Annotated in this window: 12 protein-coding genes; 6 read left to right on the top strand and 6 right to left on the bottom strand. The window is 67.7% G+C overall.

What is annotated here, in order from left to right; genetic code table 11:
• Positions 1-84 precede the first annotated feature (84 nt).
• Positions 85-501, bottom strand: a complete 417-nt coding sequence (locus tag RT688_RS16800; protein ID WP_313705996.1) for an STY0301 family protein — start codon at positions 499-501, stop codon at positions 85-87.
• A gap of 98 nt (positions 502-599) precedes the next feature.
• Here RT688_RS16800 and RT688_RS16795 point away from each other — a divergent pair, with 98 nt between their 5' ends.
• A complete protein-coding gene (locus RT688_RS16795) occupies positions 600-1,025 on the top strand; it encodes a hypothetical protein (protein ID WP_313705995.1) in 426 nt (141 codons plus the stop codon).
• A gap of 57 nt (positions 1,026-1,082) precedes the next feature.
• On the opposite strand, the gene RT688_RS16790 is transcribed toward RT688_RS16795, so the two are convergent.
• Together RT688_RS16790 and RT688_RS16785 are read right to left on the bottom strand one after the other, a co-directional pair.
• Positions 1,083-1,469: a response regulator gene (locus RT688_RS16790; protein WP_313705994.1), complete on the bottom strand. Its 387-nt coding sequence runs from the start codon at positions 1,467-1,469 to the stop codon at positions 1,083-1,085.
• A 3-nt stretch (positions 1,470-1,472) separates the two neighbouring features.
• Positions 1,473-3,215: a histidine kinase famiy protein gene (locus tag RT688_RS16785; RefSeq protein ID WP_313705993.1), complete on the bottom strand. Its 1,743-nt coding sequence runs from the start codon at positions 3,213-3,215 to the stop codon at positions 1,473-1,475.
• A 175-nt stretch (positions 3,216-3,390) separates the two neighbouring features.
• On the opposite strand from RT688_RS16785, the gene RT688_RS16780 reads away from it, so the two are divergent.
• Both RT688_RS16780 and RT688_RS16775 read left to right on the top strand, forming a co-directional pair.
• Positions 3,391-5,961 carry an ATP-binding protein gene (locus tag RT688_RS16780; protein ID WP_313705992.1) on the top strand — a complete coding sequence of 857 codons (2,571 nt, stop codon included), beginning with the start codon at positions 3,391-3,393 and terminating at the stop codon, positions 5,959-5,961.
• 249 nt (positions 5,962-6,210) lie between these two features.
• Positions 6,211-6,846, top strand: coding sequence for a PEP-CTERM sorting domain-containing protein (locus RT688_RS16775; RefSeq protein WP_313705991.1), 636 nt, complete (start codon positions 6,211-6,213; stop codon positions 6,844-6,846).
• Here the strand turns inward: RT688_RS16775 and RT688_RS16770 are convergent.
• From RT688_RS16770 to cphA (RT688_RS16760), 3 genes are all read right to left on the bottom strand, one after another.
• Positions 6,843-7,469 carry a LysE family translocator gene (locus RT688_RS16770; RefSeq protein ID WP_313705990.1) on the bottom strand — a complete coding sequence of 209 codons (627 nt, stop codon included), beginning with the start codon at positions 7,467-7,469 and terminating at the stop codon, positions 6,843-6,845. The two genes, RT688_RS16775 and RT688_RS16770, sit on opposite strands and share 4 nt — an antisense overlap.
• 221 nt (positions 7,470-7,690) lie before the next feature.
• Complete coding sequence (cphA, locus tag RT688_RS16765; RefSeq protein ID WP_313705989.1) at positions 7,691-10,261, bottom strand: cyanophycin synthetase; 2,571 nt, start codon at positions 10,259-10,261, stop codon at positions 7,691-7,693.
• Positions 10,262-10,355: 94 nt separating this feature from the next.
• A complete protein-coding gene (gene cphA / locus RT688_RS16760; protein ID WP_313705988.1) occupies positions 10,356-12,530 on the bottom strand; it encodes a cyanophycin synthetase in 2,175 nt (724 codons plus the stop codon).
• A 318-nt stretch (positions 12,531-12,848) separates the two neighbouring features.
• Here cphA (RT688_RS16760) and RT688_RS16755 point away from each other — a divergent pair, with 318 nt between their 5' ends.
• The 3 genes from RT688_RS16755 to RT688_RS16745 all read left to right on the top strand — a co-directional run bounded on the left by RT688_RS16755 (position 12,849) and on the right by RT688_RS16745 (position 16,215).
• The gene (locus RT688_RS16755) at positions 12,849-15,131 is read left to right on the top strand and encodes an ABC transporter ATP-binding protein (protein ID WP_313705987.1); all 2,283 of its coding nucleotides are present in this window, start codon (positions 12,849-12,851) and stop codon (positions 15,129-15,131) included.
• 2 nt (positions 15,132-15,133) lie between these two features.
• Positions 15,134-15,601, top strand: coding sequence for a DUF1854 domain-containing protein (locus tag RT688_RS16750; RefSeq protein ID WP_313705986.1), 468 nt, complete (start codon positions 15,134-15,136; stop codon positions 15,599-15,601).
• A gap of 206 nt (positions 15,602-15,807) precedes the next feature.
• Positions 15,808-16,215, top strand: a complete 408-nt coding sequence (locus RT688_RS16745; RefSeq protein WP_313705985.1) for a GFA family protein — start codon at positions 15,808-15,810, stop codon at positions 16,213-16,215.
• The last annotated feature ends 14 nt before the right edge of the window (positions 16,216-16,229 follow it).

Here is a 16,229-nt window from a genome sequence, read left to right as displayed (position 1 = left end):
AGGGGCATTGACTTGCCAAGACCGTCATTTTAACCGCATCGGCTGGGCTGCGAGGTGTTGGAATGCCGAGCCGGACAGGTGAGTCTACCGACAGATGAGACGTACGTCCGACTCCTTTGGGAATTTTCTTTCTTTATGCGTCAGCTCGCATGCTGTGGTGGTGTCGGCGATGCGGCGGGCAAGCTGCACGTGCCCGTAATGGCAAACAAACCACTTCTCTGGCGGGTCCTGATCGCGGTTGAATCCGAAATTGGTGATGTAGCCGCCTCTGATGCGCCGCTCGCTGCCGCGCAGTTCAGCCCGCCGTACAAGCGGGCCGGTAAACATTCCTCCACCTTCCAGCGGAATGTCCGCCGGTACAAGGCCGGTATCCCAGTCTCCTGTTTCGCGTAGCGGGATGTCTTCCGCGGGATACCGAGCCGGGCACTCGATGCGCTGCTCGGCGGCTTGAGCCGAGAGTACGAGGGAAAAGACTGAGACTGCAAGTGATAGCAGCTTCATTGCTGATGTCATTGGACGTATGACGAAAGCTACCTCATGGCAGCGGCCAGAACCAGACCTCGACAGCATGCGGGTAGCACGACCTCGGGGTGGCGTTGATGCAGGCCATCGTCGTCGGTCTGGTGATGGTCACTGCCCGCATACCGTTTGCCGGCGTGCTCGCCTTGCTGGTCCTGGTGCTGGGCATCGCCCAGGTCCCGGCAGCGCTGGTGACCCTGCCGGTCATCGTCTACCTCTGGGCGAGCGGCGACTACGCCACCACGCCGGCCATCGCCTACACCGTGCTGCTGCTCGTCGCCGGCATGCTCGACAACGTGCTCAAGCCGCTCCTGCTGGGGCGGGGCGTCCATGCGCCCATGCCGGTCATCCTGATCGGCGCGCTGGGCGGCCTGGCGAGCGCCGGCATCATGGGGATGTTCGTGGGCGCGGTCCTGCTCACCGTGGGCTACCAGTTGTTCATGGCATGGGTGGCCGCGAATCCGGACGTGCCGGCGCCGTCGTCCGGATTGCCCGTGCGCGGCTGAGCAGCGTGTCGTGCCCATGCATCGGCCAGGCTAGGGGCATGCGCCCGCGCCGGTTCGTCAACCGGCGCTGTCCGCCTTGTTCATCGCCACCGTCTCCGCATCCAGCAGCAGGTTGTTCACCAGTTCCACCAGCATGCCCGGATCGACCGGCTTGGACAGCACCGGCACGCCCGGAATCCGGATCGACAGTTCGTGGCCATAGGCGGACACGATCAGCGCCGGCAGGGTGGGGCGCCGGGCGCGCAGTTCGAGCAGCAGTTCCTCGCCGTTCATGCCCGGCATGCGGAAATCGGTGACGACGAGGTCGATGGACGCGGATGCGAACAGGCCGAGCGCCTCCTTGCCGCCGCCGGCCGCCAGCACGGCAAAGCCGGCGGCCTCGAGGTAGCGCTGGAGGATGTAGCTGACGGCCGGGTCGTCCTCGACCAGCAGGATGCGTTTCAAGACTTATCCTTCGTGCTGGAAGCCGGATGCCGAGCCCTTGCGGGCATCGACCTTCAGCGAGATGCGGATGCGCTCGGCGAGGTCGGCAAGGCGGTAGGGCTTGGCCATGGTCGTCCAGGTCGGGCCGGCGTTGGCCGTGACCGGCAGTTCGCTCATGTAGCCGGTGGCGAGGATCACCGGCACGTCGGGCTGGCGCTCGCGCACGAGTTCGGCCAGGCGGATGCCGTTCATCCCGCCGGGCATGATGATGTCGCTGAACAGCAGGTCGATGTCGCCGTAGCGTTCGACCAGTTCCATCGCTTCCTCGCCGCTCTGGGCCGCCAGCACCCGGTAGCCGAGGTCGCGCAAGTGGTTTTCCGCCAGTTCGCGCACGTCGTGGCTGTCGTCGACCACCAGGATGGTGCGCCGGCCGAGGATCGCTTCCGGGCTCCAGTTCATGCCCTTGTTCCCCACCCGGTCGGCCATGATCTCCATGCCCGACTGCTGGGCCAGCGGGAAGATCATGCGGATCGTGGTGCCCTGGTGCGGCACGCTGTCGATCTCGAGCCGGCCGTGCGACTGCTGGACGAAGCCGTGCACCATCGCCAGTCCGAGGCCGGTGCCCGGGCCCTTGGTGGTGAAGAAGGGTTCGGTCGCGCGCTGGGCGACTTCCGGCGGCATGCCTTCGCCCTGGTCGATGACGCAGATGACGACGTAGGTGCCCGGCGCCAGCCCGTGGCGTTCCAGCCGTTCGCTGTCGGCCATGGTCGAGGTGGCGATGGTGACGCGCCCGCCTTTCGGCATGGCGTCGCGCGCGTTGATCAGGACGTTCAGCAGCGCCATCTCCATGTGGGTGGCGTCCAGCGTGCACGAGGGCAGGCCGGGCTTCAGGTCCAGGTGCAGGTCGACCTTGTCGCCGAGCGTACGCACCAGCATTTCGCTGAACTCGACCACCAGCGAATTCAGGTTCAGGCGCTTCGGCTCCAGGCGCTGCTTGCGCGCGAAGGTGAGCAGTTGCTGGGTCAGCTTGCTGGCCTTGTCGCTGGCCAGGCGCGCGCGTTCGATCGACTGCAGCGTCGCCACCGGGTCGTGCACCGAGCTGCCGGCCACCTCCAGGTTGCCGGCCACCACCTGCAGCAGGTTGTTGAAGTCGTGCGCGAGGCCGGCGGTGAGCTGGCCGATCGCTTCCATCTTCTGCGCCTGCAGGTAAGACTGCTCGGAAACGCGGCGCCGGGTGATGTCCATCTGCGAGGCGAACCAGTACAGCAGCTTGCCGTCGGCGTCGAACACCGGGCCGCAGAACAGGCCGTTCCAGAACGGCCGGCCGTCGGCCTTGTAGTTCAGGATGTCGACAGCCACCGCGCGCTGCTCCTCCATCGCGGCGCGCAGCTCGGCCACGGTGGCGGGGTCGGTCTGCTCGCCCTGCAGCAGGCGGCAGTTGCGCCCCAGGACCTCTTCTTCCCGGTACAGGGTCAGGTCGAGGAAGGCGCGGTTCACGAAAACGATCGGGTTGTCCGGCTGGTTCGGGTCGGTCAGGACCATCGGCATGCGGGTCATCTCGATGGCGGCGAAGAAGACATTGCCGCGGTCTTCCAGGCCCGGGCGCGACACCTGGCTGGCCTGCCAGTGGCGGATGCCCACGTCGCCCAGCGGATGGTAGCTGTTGCCCTCCAACTGCCCGAGCGCGGGCACGCCCTGGCTCTGGCCGCCGCCTTCCTGCTCGGTGGGCATGTGTTCGCGTTCTTCCTTCGTGCCGCCGGTGGTCATCTGCCTGTCTCCCTTGTCGTCTGATCGATTCAAGGTCAATGACGGTCCGACCCCATCGGAAATTATAACAATTCGACCATGGCGGCGGCGTCCGCCGTGCGGCGCCGGTGCGGAAGTGTTATTGTGCCAACGCTCAAACATTTTTCACACCTCGGAATTCCGTCCAGCTCCCTTGATGAACCACCTGCCAGCCCATTTATCCGACCCGCACGCCGGCGACCTTGCCTTTGCTTCCGACGGCGGCGAGATGGGCGCGGTGCTGCGCGGCCTGGACTGGCGCGCCAGCCCGCTCGGACCGCTCGCCGGCTGGCCGCAGCCGCTGCGCACGGCGGTGGGCATCATGCTGGGATCGAGCCAGCCGATGTACGTCGCCTGGGGACCGCAGCTGTGCCTGCTCTACAACGACGCCTACCGTCAGATCCTCGGCGCGCGCGCCCTGCACCCGGAACGCATCCTCGGCCAGCCCTTCCGCGCGGTCTGGGCCGACATCTGGGAAACCATCGAGCCGATGCTGGCGGCGGCGCGGCGCGGCGAGCCCTTCCAGGTCGAGGACCATCCTTTCGTCCTGATGCGCAACGGCTACCCCGAGCAGATGTACGCCAGCCTGTCCCTGAGCGCGGTGCGCGACGAGCGCGGCGCCATCGCCGGGGTGTTCTGCGCCTGCACCGAGACGACGGCCAAGGTCGCGTCCCAGGCCGAACGCGACGCCGCGCTGGCGGAGCTGGCGGCGAGCAAGGAAAAGCTGGAGATCGCCGCCGATGCCGCCCAGTTGGGCATGTTCGAATTCGGCATGCAGACCGGCGAGGTGGTCTGGAGCCCACGCACCCGCGAGCACTACGGCTTGCCGCCCGACGCCATGCCGACGGTCTACACCCTGAACGAGGCGCTGCATCCGAAGGACCGCGAGCGCGTCGGTACGCGTTTCCGGGCGCTCCTGGCGCCGCCCGGCGCAGCGCTGGAGGGCGTGTATGCCGACGAGTTCCGCACCATCGGCCGGCTCGACGGCCGCGAGCGCTGGATCAGCGTGCGCGGCCGCATGATCCGCGACGCGGCCGGGCGGGCCTTGCGCCTGATCGGCACCACGCTCGACATCACCGAGCGCCGCCGCGTCGAGGAGCGGCTGCGCCTGCTCGACGAGATCGGCGAGGCCACCCGCATCGCCGCCGAACCGGCCGCGATCATGGAGGAGGCCACGCGCCTGCTTGGCGAGCACCTGGGCGTCACCCGCGTCGCCTATGCCGACGTCGAGCCGGACAACGACCGCTTCACCATCCGCCACGACTGGCGCGAAGCAGGCGCGGCGAGCAGCGCCGGCGTGTATTCGCTCGACCTGTTCGGCTCGCGCGCCACCTCCAACCTGCGTGTCGGGCGCACGCTCCTGATCGACGACGTCGATAGCGAGCTGTCCGCCGGCGACGGCTTCGAGATGTTCAACCGGATCGGCATCAAGGCCATCATCTGCTGCCCGCTGGTCAAGCAGGGCCGGCTGGTGGCGATGATGGCGGTGCACCAGCGCCATCCGCGCGCCTGGACCGAGGGCGAAGTGGCGCTGGTCGAGGCCGTGGTCGAGCGCTGCTGGGCCCACATTGAGCGGGTACGCTCGACCGAGGCGCTGCGCGAGGCCGACCGCCGCAAGTCGGAATTCCTGGCGACGCTGGCGCACGAGCTGCGCAACCCGCTGGCGCCGATCCGCAACGGCCTCGAACTGCTGCGCCTGGCGGCGAACAAGCCGGAGACCCAGGCCACCGTGCGCGCCATGATGGAGCGCCAGGTCGGCCACATGGTCCACCTGATCAACGACCTGCTCGACATCGCGCGCGTTTCCAGCGGCAAGCTGGTGCTGAAGACGGAGCCTGTCACGCTCGAGGCGGTGGTGGCAGGCGCGGTCGAGACCAGCCTGCCGCTGGTCGAGGCGGCCGGGCACGCGTTGTCGGTGCGCCTGCCCGAGACGCCGGTGCCGCTCGAGGTCGACCGGATACGCATCAGCCAGGTGCTGAGCAACCTGCTGTCGAACGCGGCCAAGTACACGCCGCGCGGCGGACGCATCGCGGTCGAGGCGCGGGTCGAGGACGGGCAGGCCGTGATCGCCGTGAGCGACACCGGCATCGGCATCGCCGCCGAGTCGCTGCCGGCGGTCTTCGACATGTTCACCCAGGTCGCGCGCAGCATCGACCGGTCGCGCGGCGGCCTGGGCATCGGCCTGGCCCTGGTGCGCCACCTGGTGCAGTTGCACGGCGGTAGCGTCACCGCGGCCAGTCCCGGCCCCGGCCTGGGCAGCAGTTTCACCGTGCGCTTGCCACTGGGCACGGCGCCAGCCGTGGCCAGCGACGCGGCGGCCGCACCAATGCCGGCCGTGCCCATCCGCTCCTTGCGGGTGCTGGTGGCGGACGACAACGTCGACGCCGCGCAATCGCTGCGCGCGCTGCTCGAACTGGGCGGCCACCAGGTCCGCGTGGCGCACGACGGCCAGGGGGCGGTCGAACTGGCCGGCGCCATGCAGCCGGAACTGGTCTTCCTCGACATCGGCATGCCGCGCATGGACGGCTACCAAGCCGCGCGCGCGATCCGCGGCCTGCCGGAGCTGGCGGAGGTGCCCCTGGTCGCCGTGACCGGCTGGGGCGCCGAGGACGACCGGCGGCGCTCGCGCGAGGCCGGCTTCGACGCGCACCTGCTCAAGCCGGCGATGCCGGAACAGGTGGCGGCGATCCTGGCGCGCACGGCGGCGCACCCGGGGGCGCACGTCTGAGCGGCGGCCGTGCCCGCAAACGAACCAGTGTTCCGGGACTGTTCGTTTCCCGGCCCGATCGCGATCCCGACGCCGCCGCCCGGCCCGATGTGATTTCGCACCCCAACCGGTTCGTCCCGGCAGTGACGATAATCTTTACATTGCCGAATGGGATATTTAACAATAATCCCCTAAGTTATTGATTCTGCATAGGCTGACGGCCGTGGTGCGGAACTTGCTTCCTCCTTTCGTTCATATGAAAGGAGCGTCATGAGCAAAGCCAAGCACTATCTCGCCGCCGTCCCGCTGATTGCCTGCCTGTTCTCGGCCAGCGCCGGGGCCACCGTCATCGCCAGCAACACGCGCTACGGCGTGTTCGACGGCAGCGAAGGAACGCGCACGTTCAACGTCAGCCACCACGGCAGCATCCTCGACCTGAACCTCATCGTCACCCTGTCGAAATGCGACGACCCGCCGCTCGGGCCGCAAGGCGGCGCCTGCCGCGGCCAGGGCGCGCCCTACGAGGACGAATTCTCGCTGGCGCTGATGGCGCCGGACGGCACCACGGTCGACCTGGTGCGCGCCTACGACACCTACGCCGCGGGGAACGATGGCGCGGGACGGGTGCGCCTGGTCTTCGACGACGAGGCCGAGCAGGCCGCCGGCCCGCATCTCGCCACGGGCAGCTTCCGCCCGGCCGGCGCGCTGTCCGCCTTCGACGGCATGGACGTGCATGGACGCTGGACCTTGCTGATCCAGGATTTCTTCCCGGGCGACCCGCTGGAATTCTACTCAGCGCGGCTGGATGTCGAGACCGACCCGCCGGCGCCGGTGCCGGAGCCGGCCTCGCTGGCGCTGCTGGGACTGGGCCTGCTGGGAATGCGCGCAGTGCGCAAGGCGTCTTAACGCGCCACGATGAGCTTCACGCCCAACGCGACGAACACGGTGCCGGCGATGCGGTCGAGCCACTTGCCGGCGCCCGGCTTGCGGTTCAGCCAGGCGCCGATCGCCCCGGCGAAGTAGCCGAGCAGGCCGAACAGGATCGCCGCCTGGACCGTGAAGGTCACGCCCAGGGCCAGCATCTGGCCCGGCACCTGGCCGTTGGCCGGGATCACGAACTGCGGCAGCAGCGAGAGGAAGAACAGCACCACCTTCGGGTTGATCGCGTTCGCGACCAGGCCTTTGGCGAACAGGCTGCGCAGCGTCTGCGGCGCCTGCGCGCTGTCGGAGGCCCGGCTGCCGCCCTGGCTGCGCAGCGCGTTCCAGCCCAGCCAGACGAGATACAGGCCGCCGCCCACGCGCAGCGCCGTGAAGGCGACCGGCGAGGCGGCGATCAGCGCGCTCACCCCGAGCACGGCGAGCAGGGTGTGGCTCAGGCAGCCGAGTGCGCAGCCCAGGCCAAACACCATGCCTTGCTTGCGGCCCTTGGACATGCCCAGGCCCAGCACCATCAGGTTGTCGGGGCCGGGAGAGGCGGTGATCAGGACGGCGGCGAGCAGGAAGCCCAGGAATTGTTCGGGTGCGAGCATGGCGGATAAATTGTGTTATGAACCGAAGGGCGTAGGGTGGGGTTGTTGAGGCCGGGGGCCTCAATAACGAACGTGCCCACGCGTGAACGATGAGCAGACGCTGCGCTTCATGAACGCCAACACGACGCAAACGTCACGCGTGGGCACGGGGCGCCCACCCTACGTTGATCGATTATCGTGCGTCAGCGATGCATTTGGCAATCGATGACGCACCCCGCGAATCACGCCTCCGCGACGCGCTTCGCGATATGCGCCAGCGCCTCGTCGACCTGGTCGATCAGGATCAGGCACAGGTCGCCCTCGGACAGGCGCGCCAGGGCGCGGTCGATGGCGACGAATTCGCCCTGGATCTCCTCGACGTGGCCGGTGCGCGCCGCGTTTTCCAGGCCGCGGCGCAGCAGCGCCACCACCTCGCCGTCGGCGCGGCCGCGCTGGCACTGGTCTTCGTACAGCAGGACCTCGTCGAAGGCCGCGCCCAGGATCTGGGTCTGCTGGGTGATGTCCTGGTCGCGGCGGTCGCCGGCGCCGCTGATCACGACCGAACGGCGCTTGGCCGGCATGTTCTCCACCGCCGACACCAGGGCGGAAATCGCGTCCGGGTTGTGGCCGTAGTCGGCGATCAGGGTCGCGCCCTTGTAATCGAAGACGTTGAAGCGGCCCGGCGCATTGTCGCTCTCGCCAACAAACGTCTTCAGGCCGAGCGCGATCTTGTCCCAGGAAACGCCGACGCCCCAGGCCGCGGCGACGGAGGCCATCACGTTCTCGACCTGGAAGCCGACCACGCCGCCGCGGGTGATCGGCACCTCGGCCAGCGGGATGCGGTGCTCGAACTTGCCCTGGGCGCAGACCAGCTGCCCGTCCTCGACGAAGACGGCGCGGCGGCCTTGCGCGCGGTGCATGGCCATCAGCGGCAGGGTGCCGTCCTGGGCGAAGAAGGTGACGTCGCCGCGGGTGAAATCGGCCATGTCGGCGACGATCGGGTCGGCGGCGTTCAGCACCGCCATGCCGCCCTCGGCGACGTTCTGCACGATCACGCGCTTGAGCACCGCCAGGTCTTCCAGGGTGGTGATGTAGTTCAGGCCGAGATGGTCGCCGGCGCCGACGTTGGTCACCACCGCCACCTGGCAGCGGTCGAAGGCCAGCCCTTCGCGCAGCAGGCCGCCGCGCGCGGTCTCGAACACGGCCGCGTCGACGTCCGGGTGCAGCAGCACGTTGCGCGCGCTGCGCGGTCCGCTGCAGTCGCCGCTGTCGATGCGGCGCCCTTCGATGTAGACGCCGTCGGTGTTGGTCATGCCGGTGCGCAGGCCCGAGGTGCCGAGCATGTGGGCGATCAGGCGCACGGTGGTGGTCTTGCCGTTGGTGCCGGTGACGGCGACCACCGGGATGCGGCCGTCGTCGCCTTCCTCGTACAGCATGTCGACGATCGCCTCGCCGATCGCGCGCGGCTTGCCGAAGGAGGGCGCCAGGTGCATGCGCAGGCCCGGCGCGGCGTTCACTTCGACGATGCCGCCGCGCTGCTCCTCGATCGGTTTCAGGACGCTGTCGCAGACCAGGTCGACGCCGCAGATGTCCAGCCCGACCATGTGCGCCGCCGCGATCGCGCGCGCCGCCACTTCCGGGTGCACGTCGTCGGTGACGTCGGTGGCCGAGCCGCCGGTCGAGAGGTTGGCGTTGTTGCGCAGGATGACGCGCTGGCCTTTCGGCGGCACCGAATCGGCGTTCATGCCCTGCTTGGCCAGGCTGGCCAGGGCGATGTCGTCGAAACGGATCCTGGTCAGCGAAGTGGAGTGGCCGCTGCCGCGGCGCGGGTCGAGGTTGACGGTGTCGACCAGCTGGCGCACGGTGTGCACGCCGTCGCCGACCACGCTGGGCGGATCGCGGCGCGCGGCGGCCACCAGCTTGTCGCCGATGACCAGCAGGCGGTAGTCGTGGCCCGGCAGGTAGCGCTCGACCATGATGTCGTCGCGGAATTCGGAAGCGGCGTTGAAGCCGGCCACGATCTGTTCGCGGGTGGTGATGTTGACCGTCACGCCCTTGCCCTGGTTGCCGTCCTTCGGCTTGATCACGACCGGCAGGCCGATCTCCTGGGCCGCGGCCCATGCGTCGTCCGGGTCGCTCACGGTGCGGCCGAGCGGCACCGGCACGCCGGCGGCGTCGAGCAGCTTCTTGGTCAGCTCCTTGTCCTGGGCGATGGTCTCGGCGATCGCGCCGGTGGCGTCGATCTCGGCGGCCTGGATGCGGCGCTGCTTGCTGCCCCAGCCGAACATGACCAGGCTGCCCTCGGTCAGGCGGCGGAAGGGGATGTTGCGGGCCACGGCGGCCTGCACGATGGAACCGGTCGACGGGCCGAGGCGCACGTCCTCGTCGAGGTCGCGCAGCTGGGTCAGCGCGGCCTGCAGGTCGAAGGGCGCGTCGGTGCGCGCGGCCTCGATCAGTTGCCGGGCCAGTTCCAGGGCCAGGCGGCCGACGTCTTCCTCGGAGTACTCGACCACCACCTGGTAGATGCCGGTTTCGACGGTGGCCGTGGTGCGCGAGAAGGTGACCGGGCAGCCGGCCTGGGCCTGCAGTTCGAGCGCGGCGATTTCGAGCACGTGGGCCAGCGGGACGGTGTCGTCGTGGCCGAAGGGCTGCAGCTGGCCGAGCTGGGGGAAGCGGGCGCGCAGGCGCGTCTCGAAGCCGGCCAGGGCGCCGATCGATTCTTCCTCCGGCGTGCAGGCGACGATCGCCTCGACCGAGGTGTGGTGGCTCCAGAGGTTGGGGCCACGCAGGGCCCGTACGCGTGATACTTCCATAAACCTTCAATCCTTGTAGGGACAGCCGGCCCATGCCCGGAGGCGGGCAGCGGCGGCGTCGTGTTCTTCGGCTCCGGCGCACCGGGCCGTGTGTTCAATAAATCGTTTTCTTCGGCGTGGCATCGAAAGCGCGCAGGCCGCCGCAGATCAGGTCGTGCGGCAGGTCCAGCGCCCAGGCGGCGGCGACGGCCGCGAGGATGCTGGCCGGGTGCTTGACGGTGGCCGGCTTGATCTTGCCGAGGTCGAGCAGGGCGGTCTCGACCGCGCCTTCGGCCAGCATGATGTGGTTGTTGCGCGCGAAGACGACGCGCTCGCCGGCGGCGCGGTGGGCCTGCATGGCGTCGCCCTGTTCGTCCATCGCGTAGAAGATCACGCGCCCGTCGGACAGTTCGGCCAGCTTGACCACTTCCGGATCGGCCGCGTTCAGCACGGCCGCGCCTTCGGACAGGATGACGTCGACCTGGCTGCGCACCACGTTGGCCAGCGCTTCCCCGTCGCGGATGTGGTACTCCGCCACGTCGTCGAGCTTGCCCATGTCGGTCACCACGCCCACCGTGCAGCGGTCGTAGGGCAGGCCCTCCGCCAGGATGCTGCGCGCGTTCGATTCGAACACGGCCGCTTCCATGTTGCGGTTGATGAGCAGGCGCTCGCCCGCGGCGAAGCCGGTGCAGTCACCTTTCTGCACTTCGCGGCCGTCCAGGTAGAGGCCCTCGCCGTTGGCCACGCCCGCATGCTTGCCGGCGGCGTTGAGCAGGCAGCCGAGCAGGCGCGCGATCAGGCTGGTCCCGAGCGTGCCGGTGACGCCCACCAGCGGGATGCGGCCGGTCTCGCCGTCCGCGAACAGGTGTTCGACGATGGCTTTGCCGACGTTGCGCGGCTCGCCGCTGGCCGGCTTGATGTGGGCCAGCAGGCCCGGGCTCGAATTGACTTCGATGATGGCGCCGCGCTGCTCCTGCAGCGGACGCGTGATGTCTTCGCAGACCAGGTCGATGCCGGCGATGTCGAGTCCCACCACGCGCGCGGCCAGGGCGGCGGCATGGGCCACGTCCGGATGCACGATATCGGTGACGTCGTCGGCGACGTTGCCGTTCGGCTGGATCAGTACGCGCTGGCCGTCCTGCGGAATCGCGTCGGGCGTCAGGTTCTGGCGCTGCAGGTCGAGCAGGATCACCGGGTCCTTCGGATCGACGCGGCCGAGCGGGAATTCTTCGCTGTCGCCGCGGCGCGGGTCGATGTTGATCTGGCTGTCGCACAGCGCGCTCACGCTGGACTTGCCGTCGCCCGTCACCCACAGCGCTTCGCCGCGCGCGGCGGCCACGACCTTCCTGCCGACCACCAGCAGGCGGTGCTCGTTGCCCGGAATGAAGCGCTCGACCAGCACCGCGCTGCTGTCGCCTTCCTTCGCCGCGATCGCATAGGCGGCGCGCACGTCGGCTTCCAGCATCAGGTTCAGGGTCACGCCGCGGCCATGGTTGCCGTCGACGGGTTTGACCACCACCGGCAGGCCGATGTCCTGGGCTTCTTCCCAGGCCTCGTCCGCGCTGCGTACCAGGGCGCCTTCCGGCACCGGCACACCGCACGAGGCGAGCAGGCTCTTGGTCAGGTCCTTGTCGCTGGCGATGCCTTCGCCGATGGCGCTGGTGCGGTCGGTCTCGGCGGTCCAGATGCGGCGCTGGGCGGCGCCGTGGCCGAGCTGCACCAGGTTGCCTTCGGTCAGGCGGATCGAGGGAATGCGACGATCGGTGGCGGCGTCGACGATGTTGGCGGTCGAGGGGCCCAGGCAGTAGCGGTCCACCAGCTCGGTCAGCTGCTTCACGGTGGCCGGCAGGTCGAAGGCTTCGTCATTGATGGCGGCCATCATCAGGCGATGACCGGCCTCCAGCGCGGCGCGGCCGACAACGGCGTCGCGGGTGCGGAAGGCCATCTTGTAGACGCCGTGTTCGCCGGTCGAGCGGGTCTTGCCGAAGCCGGTCTTCATGCCGGCCATGTTCTGCAGCTCGAGCACGATGTGTTCGAGGATGTGGCCGGCCCAGGTGCCGCCGTGCAGGCGTTCGATGAAGCCGCCGCGCTCGCCGACGCCGCAGCGGTGTTCGACCAGGCCCGGCAGCCAGCTGGTGAGGCGTTCGGTAAAGCCAGGCAGTTTATTCGAGGGGAAGTCTTCCAGCTCGCCGATGTCGAGCCATGCCTCGATCACCGGACGGTAGGTCCAGATGTTCGGGCCGCGCAGGTGAGTCACACGGAGAAACTTGATGTCATTCTTCTTTGTCATGTATCGATGTCTTGCCGCCACGGTCCGCTCGTGCACCATGATGGCGTTGCCTATGTTTTTCTGCCTGTGCGTTACCGCACCCAAACGGGTCGATGCGGGTCGATGCGGTACGCATGCTGTATACTTTTGCCGGCGCGAAGCTTACAGCGGCGCGCCGGATTCTGCCAATTCGCTTTCGTCGCCGGTTTTCCGGCACTCGCAGCGACGTGCCAAGGTGTCAACCCCGGCAAAATAATTCCACCTTTCAAGTAAACCGCCGAGCCGGTCACCGCGTTACCCCTCTATTCAGGACTAGCCCGTCAAGGGCGGCATCACATAATGACAACTCAACAACTTGCTTCTCCGACCGCGCTGGCGCTCGCCGCCAGTTTCCTGCCCGATGCGTGGCAGGATGAGGTGCGGAAACAGCTTGCACCAGGGGAAAACGTTTTAAACAGCGTGGAGGTTGACCTCGACGCGAAATTACGTTTCGTCAAAGGAATAATTGTCGTTACGACAAACCGGTTGCTGGCGCGCGCGCCGGGCGAGACCGCCTGGCGCGACTGGTCTTACCGGCCCGGCCTGGCGCTGCGCCACCACGACCATGCCGGCGTCGGCCACATCGAACTGGTCGACCAGCAGGGCCTGCTGGCGGCCTGGCGTTTCACCCTGGGCCAGAACCTGCACGCGATCCGGGTGGTGGACGGCTTCAACGACCAGGTGAAAAGCGTCGCCACCGGCATTGCCGTGCAGCCGCCGGAACAGCACACCTGCCCGAGCTGCAAGGCGCCGCTGGAACCGGACCAGGAGGATTGCCCGATCTGCACCAAGGTGCTGCACACGCCGCCCTCGACCTGGACCCTGCTGCGTTTGTGGCGTTTCGCCAGGCCCTACAAGGGCCAGCTGATGCTCGGCTTCCTGCTGATGCTCGGCTCGACCGGCGCCCACATGATCCCGCCGTACCTGACCAAGCCGCTGATGGACAATGTCCTGATCCCGTACCAGAACGGCCAGATCATCGACACCTCGCTCGTCTTCTTGTACATGGGCGGCCTGTTCGGGGCGGCGCTGCTGGCCTGGGCGCTGGGCTGGGGCAAGACCTACGTGCTGGCGCTGGCTTCCGAGCGCATCAGCGCCGACCTGCGCTCGACCACCTACGAGCACCTGCTGCGCCTGTCGCTGGAATACTTCGGCGGCAAGCGCACCGGCGACCTGATGTCGCGCATCGGCAGCGGCTCGGACCGGATCAGCGTGTTCCTGTCGCTGCACCTGCTCGACTTCCTGTCGGATGTCCTCCTGATCATCATGACGGGCGTGATCCTGTTCTCCATGAACCCCTGGCTGGCCCTGGTCACGCTGGTGCCGCTGCCTTTCATCGCCTGGATGATCCACGTGGTGCGCGACCGGCTGCGCACCGGCTTCGAGAAGATCGACCGCGTGTGGGGCGAAGTGACCAACGTGCTGGCCGATACCATCCCCGGCATCCGTGTCGTGAAGGCGTTTGCCCAGGAAAAGCGCGAAGCCGCGCGCTTCCGCGAGGCGAACAAGCACAACCTGGCCGTCAACGATAAATTGAACAAGGTGTGGTCGCTGTTCTCGCCGACGGTTTCTTTTCTTACCGAACTCGGCCTGCTGGTGATCTGGTGCTTCGGCATCTGGCAGGTCTCGCGCGGCGACATCACCGTCGGAACCCTGACGGCCTTCATCGCCTACAGTGGCCGCTTCTACGTGAAGCTCGATTCCATGAGCCGCATCGTCTCGGTGACGCAGAAGTCGGCCTCGGCCGCCAAGCGCATCTTCGACATCCTCGACCACGTATCGAGCGTGCCGGACCCGGTGAATCCGATCAAGGTGGACAAGGTGCAGGGCAATATCGCGCTGCGCGAAGTCGGTTTCCGCTACGGCAACCGCGCGGTGAACCGCGGCATCTCGCTCGACATCAAGGCCGGCGAGATGGTCGGCCTGGTGGGCCATTCCGGCTCGGGCAAGAGTACCCTGGTCAATCTGATCTGCCGTTTCTACGACGTGGCCGAGGGCGCGATCCTGCTCGACGGCAAGGACATTCGCTCGTTTGCGGTCGCCGACTACCGCCGCAACATCGGCCTGGTGCTGCAGGAGCCTTTCCTGTTCTTCGGCACGATTGCAGAGAACATCGCCTACGGCAAGCCGAGCGCGACGCGCGAGGAAATCATCGCCGCCGCGCGCGCCGCCCACGCCCACGAATTCATCCTGCGCCTGCCCCAGGGCTACGACTCGATGGTGGGCGAGCGCGGCCAGGGCCTGTCGGGCGGCGAGCGCCAGCGCATCTCGATCGCGCGCGCGCTCTTGATCGACCCGCCGATCCTGATCCTGGACGAGGCGACCTCGTCGGTGGACTCGGAGACCGAGAAGGAAATCCAGAAGGCGCTCGACAACCTGGTGCAGGGCCGCACCACGATCGCCATCGCCCACCGCCTGTCGACCCTGCACCGCGCGGATCGCTTGGTGGTCCTGGATCGCGGCGTGGTGGTGGAAGAGGGCAGCCACGATGAACTGATGGCGCGCGAGGGCGCCTACCACCGACTCTACGAAGCGCAGGCGCGCAACGTGGACCAGGACATGGACGCCAACAAGGACGATTAAGAATGACTACCCCGTTTCAACTGCGCCGCGACAGCTTCGGCAAACTGGTCTTCACCAGCCTTGATGGAGAAGAAGTGGTCGGCATCACGCCGGTGCGCGCCTTCCCGATCCAGGCGCCGACGCGCGGCATCTCGCTGGTGCGCGACGGCGGCAAGGAAGTCGCCTGGATCGACGACCTGGCTGCCGTGCCGGAGGAGATTCGTCGCCTCGTCACCGAGGAACTCGAAGGGCGCGAATTCATTCCCGAGATCCTTACCATCAAGAACGTGTCGAGCTTCGCCACGCCCTGCACCTGGTTCGTGACGACCGACCGCGGCGACACCGAGTTCGTGCTGAAAGTGGACGAGGACATCCGCCGCGTGGGCGAGGCTTCGCTCCTGATCGCGGACAGCCACGGCATCAACTTCCTGGTGCGCGACATGTTTAAAATCGACAAGGGTAGCCGGAAGATCCTGGATCGGTTCCTGTAAGGTTTTTTTTCGGCGCCAACAAGTCGCGCGCTTCCGGTGGGCACGGGGCGCCCACCCTACGAATGCGACAAAGCATGGTTGGCGCCGGACGCCCACCGACATATTCGACAAACGTAGGGTGGGCGCCCCTGTGCCCACCATGCACCCTTGAATGCGCCTGCCGCCTCGCTTATCCTGAACGCCAGCACAGGCGAATGGAGACAGCGATGATCTTGCAAGGCGGATGTTACTGCGGCGCAGTGCGCTACGTGGTCGACGGCGACACCTTCAACAGCACCCTCTGCCATTGCAGCGATTGCCGGCGCATCGCCGGCGCGCCGGCCGTGGCCTGGTTCAGCAGCGCGATGGCGCATTTCCGCTTCTCTCAGGGCAATGCCGCCACCTTCCGTTCGAGCGAGCACATCCTGCGCAGCTTCTGCGGCACTTGCGGCACGCCCCTGACCTTCCAGGACAACCGCTATCCCGACGAGATCGACATCGCCAGCGCCACCCTCGACGATCCGGCCCGCATGCCGCCCGGCGACCATACCTTCGTGCAATACCGGCTGCCCTGGATGTGCATGAGCGACGGCTTGCCGGCGTATCCACGCACGCGTTCGGAGGGCCAGGGCTGAGCTGCGGCCGGGCT

The organism is Massilia sp., from assembly GCF_032106685.1.
Taxonomy (GTDB): Bacteria; Pseudomonadota; Gammaproteobacteria; order Burkholderiales; family Burkholderiaceae_D; genus Telluria.
The sequence above is the reverse complement of the archived record's forward strand: the minus strand, read 5'-3'. Positions and strand labels throughout refer to the sequence as shown.

Coding starts and splice junctions, on each gene's coding strand:
- RT688_RS16800 (WP_313705996.1), bottom strand. CDS start 501: ATGAAGCTGCTATCACTTGCAGTCTCAGTCTTTTCCCTCGTACTCTCG.
- RT688_RS16795 (WP_313705995.1), top strand. CDS start 600: ATGCAGGCCATCGTCGTCGGTCTGGTGATGGTCACTGCCCGCATACCG.
- RT688_RS16785 (WP_313705993.1), bottom strand. CDS start 3,215: ATGACCACCGGCGGCACGAAGGAAGAACGCGAACACATGCCCACCGAG.
- RT688_RS16780 (WP_313705992.1), top strand. CDS start 3,391: ATGAACCACCTGCCAGCCCATTTATCCGACCCGCACGCCGGCGACCTT.
- RT688_RS16775 (WP_313705991.1), top strand. CDS start 6,211: ATGAGCAAAGCCAAGCACTATCTCGCCGCCGTCCCGCTGATTGCCTGC.
- RT688_RS16770 (WP_313705990.1), bottom strand. CDS start 7,469: ATGCTCGCACCCGAACAATTCCTGGGCTTCCTGCTCGCCGCCGTCCTG.
- cphA (WP_313705989.1), bottom strand. CDS start 10,261: ATGGAAGTATCACGCGTACGGGCCCTGCGTGGCCCCAACCTCTGGAGC.
- cphA (WP_313705988.1), bottom strand. CDS start 12,530: ATGACAAAGAAGAATGACATCAAGTTTCTCCGTGTGACTCACCTGCGC.
- RT688_RS16755 (WP_313705987.1), top strand. CDS start 12,849: ATGACAACTCAACAACTTGCTTCTCCGACCGCGCTGGCGCTCGCCGCC.
- RT688_RS16750 (WP_313705986.1), top strand. CDS start 15,134: ATGACTACCCCGTTTCAACTGCGCCGCGACAGCTTCGGCAAACTGGTC.
- RT688_RS16745 (WP_313705985.1), top strand. CDS start 15,808: ATGATCTTGCAAGGCGGATGTTACTGCGGCGCAGTGCGCTACGTGGTC.